Origin of the sequence: Streptomyces sp. NPDC127038 (genome assembly GCF_042725875.1) — a bacterium.
Taxonomy (GTDB): Bacteria; Actinomycetota; Actinomycetes; order Streptomycetales; family Streptomycetaceae; genus Streptomyces.
In genome coordinates, this window is record NZ_JBHXDQ010000125.1 from 1 (window position 1) to 8,638 (window position 8,638).

The 8,638-nt window shown below is 71.8% G+C and carries 11 protein-coding genes; 5 read left to right on the forward strand and 6 right to left on the reverse strand.

All coding sequences use genetic code 11. The features are described 5' to 3' along the window. Positions 1-121 precede the first annotated feature (121 nt). A complete protein-coding gene (locus ACFWI4_RS40685) occupies positions 122-592 on the forward strand; it encodes a hypothetical protein (protein ID WP_387206696.1) in 471 nt (156 codons plus the stop codon). 24 nt (positions 593-616) lie between these two features. Here the strand turns inward: ACFWI4_RS40685 and ACFWI4_RS40690 are convergent, their stop codons facing one another. Continuing rightward, positions 617-1,081 carry a GNAT family N-acetyltransferase gene (locus ACFWI4_RS40690; RefSeq protein ID WP_387206698.1) on the reverse strand — a complete coding sequence of 155 codons (465 nt, stop codon included), beginning with the start codon at positions 1,079-1,081 and terminating at the stop codon, positions 617-619. Positions 1,082-1,130: 49 nt separating this feature from the next. On the opposite strand from ACFWI4_RS40690, the gene ACFWI4_RS40695 reads away from it, so the two are divergent. Next, positions 1,131-1,874 (forward strand): YqjF family protein, encoded by a 744-nt coding sequence (locus tag ACFWI4_RS40695; protein WP_387206701.1) that lies wholly within the window; start codon positions 1,131-1,133, stop codon positions 1,872-1,874. 18 nt (positions 1,875-1,892) lie between these two features. Here ACFWI4_RS40695 and ACFWI4_RS40700 read toward each other — a convergent pair whose 3' ends face one another. The 5 genes from ACFWI4_RS40700 to ACFWI4_RS40720 form a co-directional block, all read right to left on the reverse strand. Beyond that, positions 1,893-2,915, reverse strand: a complete 1,023-nt coding sequence (locus ACFWI4_RS40700; RefSeq protein WP_387206703.1) for a DUF6215 domain-containing protein — start codon at positions 2,913-2,915, stop codon at positions 1,893-1,895. A gap of 148 nt (positions 2,916-3,063) precedes the next feature. After that, positions 3,064-4,023 (reverse strand): zinc metalloprotease, encoded by a 960-nt coding sequence (locus ACFWI4_RS40705; protein WP_387206705.1) that lies wholly within the window; start codon positions 4,021-4,023, stop codon positions 3,064-3,066. Positions 4,024-4,220: 197 nt separating this feature from the next. After that, positions 4,221-5,123, reverse strand: a complete 903-nt coding sequence (locus tag ACFWI4_RS40710; RefSeq protein WP_387206707.1) for a hypothetical protein — start codon at positions 5,121-5,123, stop codon at positions 4,221-4,223. 175 nt (positions 5,124-5,298) lie between these two features. Further along, the gene (locus tag ACFWI4_RS40715) at positions 5,299-5,652 is read right to left on the reverse strand and encodes a hypothetical protein (protein WP_385392402.1); all 354 of its coding nucleotides are present in this window, start codon (positions 5,650-5,652) and stop codon (positions 5,299-5,301) included. Positions 5,653-5,782: 130 nt separating this feature from the next. After that, positions 5,783-6,079 (reverse strand): hypothetical protein, encoded by a 297-nt coding sequence (locus tag ACFWI4_RS40720; protein ID WP_387206710.1) that lies wholly within the window; start codon positions 6,077-6,079, stop codon positions 5,783-5,785. 146 nt (positions 6,080-6,225) lie between these two features. On the opposite strand from ACFWI4_RS40720, the gene ACFWI4_RS40725 reads away from it, so the two are divergent. The 3 genes from ACFWI4_RS40725 to ACFWI4_RS40735 are packed head-to-tail and all read left to right on the forward strand — an operon-like array spanning position 6,226 to position 8,581. Further along, positions 6,226-6,693: a DUF3224 domain-containing protein gene (locus tag ACFWI4_RS40725; RefSeq protein WP_387206712.1), complete on the forward strand. Its 468-nt coding sequence runs from the start codon at positions 6,226-6,228 to the stop codon at positions 6,691-6,693. Further along, positions 6,690-7,157, forward strand: coding sequence for a hypothetical protein (locus tag ACFWI4_RS40730; RefSeq protein WP_387206714.1), 468 nt, complete (start codon positions 6,690-6,692; stop codon positions 7,155-7,157). The genes ACFWI4_RS40725 and ACFWI4_RS40730 overlap by 4 nt, the downstream gene beginning before the upstream one ends. 59 nt (positions 7,158-7,216) lie before the next feature. After that, positions 7,217-8,581 (forward strand): glutamate decarboxylase, encoded by a 1,365-nt coding sequence (locus tag ACFWI4_RS40735; protein ID WP_387206717.1) that lies wholly within the window; start codon positions 7,217-7,219, stop codon positions 8,579-8,581. Positions 8,582-8,638 lie beyond the last annotated feature (57 nt).

Below are 8,638 nucleotides of genomic sequence, written 5' to 3' on the forward strand. Positions count from 1 at the left end.
TGGAGTGGAAATCCCACGCCAGGCACGGCCCGTTGAACGGGGAACCCACCCGAAGGCCCAGCCGGTCACCACCGGCAGCCAGGCGGCAATCCCCGTCCTTTAGGGCGGGGAGGATGTCAAGATGAACGTCGCCCTGCTCCGCGTCCTGTTCACCCACGCCCTGCTCGTACGGCCGCGGCTCATGCTGGGCCGGTCCGCCCCGCTCGGCCCCCGGCTGGTGGACCCCCGCCACCGGACCGTGAAGTGGTTCCTCGACCTCGGCCGGTCCTTCCCGCCGGTGTACCCCGTCACGCTGCCCACCGAGGACACGATCCTCGACGAACACCCCCTGGCCCGGATGCTCGACTACGGCGTGATCGCCCCCAGACTGCCCGCGCTGTACGCGCTCGCCGCCGCGACGCTCGAAGAACCCCGCCTGATGACCCTCCTGGACGCGGGCGTACCGGCGTACGTCTGGAGCCGGGCCGAGCGCCCGCTCTGGTACGTCGGCAACACGGGCGCCCATCTGCGCCTCATTGCCCGGACGACCGGCGCCCACCTGCGCTGGCCGCCCTCACCGGCCGGCCGCCGCGGGGTCGTGCTGCACGGCTGAGCGGCGCGGGGCGGGCACCCGGGTTCAGCCCAGTTCCAGCACGCCCACCGTCTGGCCTCCGCTGGTCTCTCCCGTCGGCCGGAAGCCGAGCGCCAGATAGAAGCCCTCCGGGCCGTCCGCCCCGGGATGCCAGGTGGTCGTCAGACGGGTGCCTCCCCGGCGCCGGATCTCGGCGGCCACGGACTCCACCGCGAAGCGTCCGTAGCCCCGGCCCTGTCCTTTGTCCGCGATGTTGAGACGCCACAGCCCGGAGCGGAAGTCGGTGCCCTCGCCGGTCCAGTCGATGTCGAAGAAGGCCATGAGGAACCCGACGGCTTCACCGTCGTCGCAGATCAGCCTGGGCCATGCGACGCCGGGATGGACGTATGCCTCGGCGAGCGACTTCACCACGGGTGCCACCAGGTGTTCCTGGTCGGGGCGGACCCTCAGACCGACAGCGGTCTCGAAGTTGTCAGAGGTGATCTCTTGCAGGCGCAGTGCGGTTGGCATGCCCGCACTCTAGGCAGGCTCCGCGGACCCGGTCTGGCACCCTGGTGGCGTGCGCCCCCCGCCCGTCACGCCCGAGGCACCGGCCGTGGTGCGCAGTCCGCTGCTCACCCAGCGGTGGCTCGACCTCACCTTCCTCCACTGGGCCCTCGATCCCGCGGACGTCGCCCCGCTGCTGCCGCACGGGCTCACCCCGGACACCTGCGACGGGCTCACCTACGTCGGCCTGGTCGCCTTCCGGATGGACAAGGTGGGCTGGCTCGGGCTCCCCGGGGTGCCGTACTTCGGGTCCTTCCCGGAGACCAACGTGCGCCTCTACTCGGTCGACGCCCACGGCCGCCGCGGGGTCGTCTTCCGGTCCATGGACGCCTCGCGGCTCGTGCCGGTGCTGCTGGGGCGCCTCGGCTTCCGGCTCCCGTACGTGTGGTCTCGCATGGACGTACGGGCGGACGGCGACACCGTCACGTACAGGAGTTCCCGGCACCTGCCCCGGGCCTCCCGGGCGCGGAGCCGGATCGCCGTCAGAGTCGGCCGGCCCATCGCGGAACCGACGGAGCTGGAGCACTTCCTCACGGCCCGCTGGGGCATGCACAACGCCTTCTCCCACGGCACCGGCTACCTCGCCAACGACCATCCGCGCTGGCCGCTCCACCGCGCGGAGCTGATCACCTGTGAGGAGAACCTCCTCGCGGCGGCCGGACTCCCGGCCCCCGACGGGCCGCCGGTCAGCGTCCTGTACTCGCCCGGAGTCCCGGTGCGCCTCGGCCGGCCCACCGGCCCGGCCCGGCACCGCTAGCCGTGCCCCGCCGCCGGGTCAGCGGGCGGCTGGTGCGGGGACCTTCGGCAGGACCTTCTCGGCGATCGCCAGGAGAGCGTTGTCGCCGGGGAGGGCTCCCGTCTGGCTCCACACGGTGATGTCGCAGGAGCCGCCGTGGTCCTCGCGGTCCAGGGCCACGGACAGCGTCCTGGCCAGGGGGCCCTGCCCGACCGGTCCGCCGGTCCCGCCGCTCCCGAGGTCGATGTTGATCTGCATGGTGTGGTCCGAGAAGAGGACCGCGGGCCGGCCGAGAACCTTCAGCGTCTTGATGTCCCGCTCGTTCCCGTACTTCATCAGCTTCACGTACTGGTCGGTCGTCAGATGGTTGTAGGTGACCGAGGCGTGCACGGTGTACGTGTCGAAGGCGATCTCGGCGTCCGGTTCGGCGACCTTCCCATCCGTCAGCGGGGCGGTGTTGTTGTTGCTGGAGACGGTGGTGGCGGTCTCTCCCGGTGTCCCCAGGAGTTCGGCCAGGTCGGGCCGGTCGAGCGCCTTGCACAGTTCCTCGCCGGTCAGGGGCCGGGGCGTCTGCCGGTAGGCCTTCGGCAGCTTCTCGGGCGTCTCGTCCGAACAGGTCTCGGGCCGCGGCTTGGTGACGTCGTCGGACGGCAGGAAGCGCGGTCCCAGCCACAGCGTGGCCGCGAGCACCCCGAACAGGCCCACGGCCGCGAAGGCCTGGGCCCACGCGTTGTGCTTCTCGGGCTCCTTCAGAGGCTGGGGCCGGGGCTGGGGGAGGGGCGGGGCGCCGGCGCCGACCGCTGCTCCCGCCGTCCCCGTCGCCCCTGCCGCTTCGTTCGCGGCGGCCGCCGGACCAGGGTTCCGGCGTGCGCGCAGAGCCCGTACGACCATGTGCACACGTATCGCGGTGAACAGGAGGAACGCCAGGCCTATACCGGCGGTGACCAGCTTGTCGTCGCGGACGGCGAGATACATGAGGCGGACGCCGAGAACGGAACCGGCCACGATGAGCAGGGGCTCACGGACCCAGAACGGCAGAAGACGGAGAAGAAGACCGAGCATCCGGTGATCTCACCAGGACAAGATCATATTCGCCATGACGGAAGCCACAGTTCCGGGCATGCCAAGGATCCGGCGCCGGCGGAGAGTCCCGGGAGCCGGGCGGCGCGGCCGGTCGGCGGACGGTGAACTCTCCGGCGCCGCCCGGATGTCAGACCTCGATGCCCCGGTAGGTACGGAGCATCTGCTGGAGGCGGGTGATCTGACCGGGGGTGAACTCGGTCGCGCAGGAGTCGATGCCCATGTCCATGTAATTGTGGATCGGGTCCGTGCCCTCGGCCGGGCAGCTGTCGCGGTCCGCGCAGCCGGTCGACGCGTAGGCCTCGGCCGGGGTGTCGCCGACGTAGTCGCCGTCGGGGTCGGTGCAGCCGCCCTGGAAGGTGTGGAACAGCCCCGCCCAGTGCCCGACCATGCGCACCGCGGTCTTCCCCAGGCCGCGGTCGCCCTGGTCACCGTCGGGGAGTGTTCCGGGGCGGACGACGATGCCGTCCGCGACCGGATTTTGGGCGTAGTCCCACGGGAAGGCCGCGGCGCCGAACGGTCCCTGGGGGCTGGTCGCCCCCAGGGAGTAGACGTTCAGGTCCGCCGGGCCGCCCTGCCGGAGCGCGCGGGCCATGTCCGAGCGGGCCGGGGAGCCGGCCGGCGCGTCGAACCATCCCGGGTTCAAGGTGCGGTCGATGCCGGCCAGGGCGAACGACAGGCCCGTGCCGGAGAACGCCTGGTCGAGAACGCCGATCTGCTCCTGGACGGCGGCGTCCGGGACGGAACCGCCCTGCACCGTGGTGTCCTTGGCGATCGCATGCCAGTACACGGCAATGGTCACCGGGACGCGCCTCGCGTGTACGGGAACGCCCGGCGGGACCCGCCTCGCGGTGGCGGCGGAGCCGGTCAGGCGCCGGGAGAAGTCCTTCTCCACGGCCGCCGCGGCGGCCGGGCCCAGGACGTTCACCGAACCGGCCGCCGCCGTCGCCGCTGTCGCCGCTCGTTCCGGACGGACGCAGGACGTGCTCACCGCCCCGGCCGCCGGGACGGGCACGGCGGCCGGACAGGCCACCGTCACCGTGAAGGCCAGTGCCGTACGGGACCACCACCGGCGGGAAGGACCAGGCATCCACCACTCCTCGCGTCCGCACGGGCATCCGGGACCACGGACAGTGGACAGGTCCGCACCCCTCGCGGCCCAGGCCACACGGCGGGACCGCGTCGTCCCGGCGGCCAGGATCACTCGCACGGCCCCGACGGCCGCCCGGCCGCCCGGCCGCCCGGCCGTTCCGGTCCTCGCCCGGCCGGTGGGGGCGGCCGTCCGGCTCAGGCGGAGGGCTGGGCGTCGGCGGCGCTGTCCTGCGGCGGGAAGCCGCCCCACTGCGGGGAGGGGGAGGGCGCGGGGGTGGTGATGGGGGCGCCCTTGGCCCAGTCGCGGTACTTCACGGAGAAGGGGTCGGTGGTGAACCGGGACAGGTAGTCCGGTTCGGTGTGGTGGAAGGGGACGATCATCTCCAGGGACACCGGCAGCCGGCCGGGGCCGGTGGTGAGGGTGAAGGTGAGTTCCTGGCCCGGGCTCGCCTGGGCGTAGGGGCGGTAGAAGAAGCCTCCGGCCGGGTCGGCGGCCAGGGTGGCGAGGGGGACCCGGCCGGTGATGACCCGTCCGGCGTCGCCGGTCTCGCGGTAGTGGTCGGCGTGCTCCACCAGCGCCGTGAGATGTTCCGGCGAGGCCAGCCAGCGCGTCTGGAGGGCGTTGGCGACGTCGAGGTTGTTTTTCGCGGCGCCGGTGGCATTGCCGACGTAGGCGGTCGGCCCGTAGACGTCGGTGCCGGTGGCGGGGGAGTTGTCCGGGGTCACCCAGGCGTGGTTCCCGATCACCACGACGTCCGGGGGGAACCACGGGTCCTCGCCCGGGTCGTACTGGACGTGCGTCGCGGCGGCCGTGGTGCCGCCCGCGGACATGCCGATACGGCCCTGGCCGTAGAACTGGGCGGGGTCGCTCGTGTTGCGTGCCGAGATGTCGAAGGCGGCCACGGAACGGCCGGCCATCGCCCGGCCGATGGCGCGCGCGGTCCGCTGCTGGGGAGTCGGGCCCGGGGAGCCTGTGGCTTTGCCGCCCGTGCCGGCGGCCGGCGGGGCACTCGTCCGCGTGCCGGGAGTTCCCGCCGAGCATCCGGCCACCGCGGCGGCCACGGCCACCAGGCCGATCCACATCCCTCGTACACGCACCGCGGTTCCCCCGTCGTCCCCCGCCCACAGCACGCCCGCGCACCGGACGACGCCGCTGATACGCGGTCGAGGGGTGAACCTATCGCCCGGATCCGATGACCGGGGCGGATATCGCCGAATATACGGCGCGACACGGGCAAATGTGCGGTCGCCGCCGACGGCGGGGTTCTCCGTCTCAGCGGAACTCGTGGACCACCTGGATCCCGCCGACGATGTGGGCGTTGAAGTCGTCCAACTCCTCTGCGGGAACCCACAGTTCGAGGATCGTGCGCCCGCCGGCCCGCTGCACGGGATACCGGCTCAGGAACTCCGTGTCGACCTCGAAGCGGGTGACGAAGCCGGCGCCGTCGTGCTTCACGTTCCAGTCCCGGGCGATCCTGACCGCGTAGTCCTCGTTGAGGACCGGGTAGAAGATCGGCTGCTCGGGCAGCCGGGGCGGCCAGGCGCGCCAGTTCGACTCCCGGACCAGGTCCAGCTCCTTGGGGCCGGTGGGGCGCCACAGGGTCGTCGTCGCTCGTCGGCCGGTCATCGCATCGCTCTCTGGAGGGAGCCCGCCGGTACGGCGGGTCGGGAGCCGGGACGATACCGGCACCGCGAACCCGTCGGCCAGGCAGTTTCACCCCCCCCGACCGGCGTGCCCCGTTGGGCCCGATGGGCGGTCAGGCAGGCGGGCGCGGTCCCACGGTGGTGACCGTGCCGGTCCACCAGTCCGGGCGGTCGGACGCGCTCCAGAGGACCTCGACCTGCCGGCGGGTGAGTTCCTGCGTCTTGTGCAGGAGGGCCGCCTGCGCGATGTCCGGTTCGGACGAGGGCGGGGGACCGGTGAGCGCGCCGTCGGCGATGCCGTCCGGTCCGGTGAAGTACACCGCGTACCGCCATCCGCCGGGGGTCCGGTACAGGACGAGGTGTGTCGGTGTCCCGACGGTGCGCCAGAACGGCTGACGGTTGCGTGCCATGCCGGCACGGTACTGCCCCGGCCGAACTCGCCGCCCCTACGGTGCTGTTGGGTGACCGCCCACCCCAGGCGGCCCGGTCGCTCGGCGAGGGCCGGGCCCGGCGCCGTCCGGGTCGTGATGTCAGTGGTGCGGCATACGATCCGGGGATGCGTGCTTCAGGAACGTTCAAGGTCGCCGGCTTCACCCCGGCGCCGGTGCCGGGTCCCGCGATCGAGACGGCGCTGCCGGTCGGCGTCGCCACGATGGACAAGCAGTACGAGGGCGAGATCGCCGGGCGCTCCGCCACGTTGTTCACCGCCGCGTTCGACCAGGCCGCCGGGGTGGGGACGTACGTCGCCATGGAGTCCTTCGAGGGGACGCTCCACGGGCGGGCCGGCGCCTTCAACTTCGCGCACTCCGCGACGACCCTGGGCCAGGACAGACGGAACGAGTTCTTCGTCGTCGTGCCGGCCAGCGGAACGGGCGCGCTGGCCGGGATCACCGGGACCGGCGGCCTCGCCGTCGACCCGGACGGCACCCACCGCATCTGGTTCGACTACGAACTCGGCGACCAGGGCCCGTCCGGTTCCGGGAGCGTCCGCGGTCAGGGGTCCGGCGAGGCGGGGAAGCCGTGAGCGACGACGTCCTGTCGATTATTCCGAGTGATCCGCGGTGGCAGCCGGACCGCGCCGCGGTCGACGTCGTCGTCGCGCTGGCCGGGGAACTGGCCTCCGGGGACGCCGACGGCGCGGACGTGGAGATCGAGGTGACGTGGCACGACGCGGTGACGGCCGTCGACTGCGGGGCGAACCTGGAGCGGATCGGCTGCCCCTTGTGCCGGGCGGCGATCGACACGACGTGGTGGGGCGACCTCCTGGAGGCCCACGGCGACGACGGGTTCACCACGCTCGCGGTCGAGGTCCCGTGCTGTGGGGGGCCGACCACGCTCGACGTGCTGGACTACGACTGGCCCTGCGGTTTCGCCCGGTTTGAGATCGCCGTCTGGAACCCCGGACGGCCCTGGTTCGGCGAGGACGAACTGGCGGCCCTGGGGGACCGGCTGGGCCATCCGGTGAAGCAGATCCGGGCCCACATCTGAGTCTGTGCGGCTGGTGTGTCCCTCGCCCGCGGCGGGCCCGGCGCTGCTTGAATCGGCGCATGACCAAGAGTGACGATGAGGCTCTTTTCGGTAACCGGTTCCTGACCGTGCCCGCCCCCGCGGAGACTTTCCCCGAGGAAGGCATGTCCGCGACGGATGCGATGAGGCTCGTGGATGTGGATCTCGCCATGGAGGGCGACCCGCAGCGCAACCTCGCCACGTTCGTCACCACGTGGATGGAGCCGGAGGCTCAGCGGCTGATCGCCGAGAACCTCCACCGCAACTTCATCGACCACGCGGAGTACCCCATCTCCGCCGAGATCGAGCAGCGCTGCGTACGCATGCTCGCCGACCTCTTCCACGCGCCGGGCCCGACGGCCGGATGCCGGACCCAGGGCTCGTCCGAGGCGATCATGCTCGGCGCGCTGTCGCTGAAGTGGAAGTGGCGCGAGCGGCGCCAGGCGGCCGGCCTGTCGACCGACCGGCCCAACCTGATCTTCGGCGGCGACGTCCACGTCGTGTGGGAGAAGTTCTGCCGCTACTTCGACGTCGAGCCGCGGATCGTGCCGCTGGCCGAGGGCAAGTACACGATCGGCCCGCAGGACGTGGAGCCCCTCGTCGACGAGAACACCATCGGCGTGGTCGCCGTCCTCGGCACCACGTTCACCGGGCACAAGGACGACGTCGTCGGGATCGACGAGCTCCTGCGGGGCATCCGCGAGAAGCGGGACCTCGACATCCCGATCCACGTCGACGGCGCCAGCGGCGCGTTCGTGTGGCCCTTCCTCTACCCGGACTCCCCGTGGGACTTCCGGCTCCAGCAGGTACGGTCCATCAACGTCTCGGGACACAAGTACGGCCTGGTCTACCCGGGCATCGGCTGGCTGGTCTTCCGCGAGAAGTCCGACCTGGCCGAGGACCTCGTGTTCTACGAGAACTACCTGGGCAAGACCGACGCCACGTTCACCCTGAACTTCTCCACCGGCGCGTCGATGGTGCTCGCGCAGTACTACAACTTCGTACGCCTGGGCCGTCAGGGCTACACCTACGTCATGAAGGCGATGCAGCAGAACGCCGGGGCGCTGGCGGACAACCTGCTCAGCAGCGGCCGCTTCGAAGTGATCGGGCGCGACCTCGAACAACTGCCGCTGGTCGCCTTCCGTCTCGCCGGCAAGCACGCCTACGACGAGTCCGACATCGCCTGGCAGCTCTCGGCCGAACGGGGCTGGATGGTGCCGGCGTACACGCTCCCGCCGAACGCGGAGGGGGTGAAGATCCTGCGCGCCCTGGTCAGGGAGACCATGAGCCGCGAGCAGATCGACCGCCTGAGCCAGGACATCGCCGACGCGTGCAGCACCCTGGACGCCAAGGGCGCGGTCCACGGCAAGGAACGCACCCAGGTCAAGCGCGGCACCGGCTACTGACGTGCCCCGACCGCGCACGCACGTGAGGGGCGGGTGACGGACAGATCTCCTCTGTCC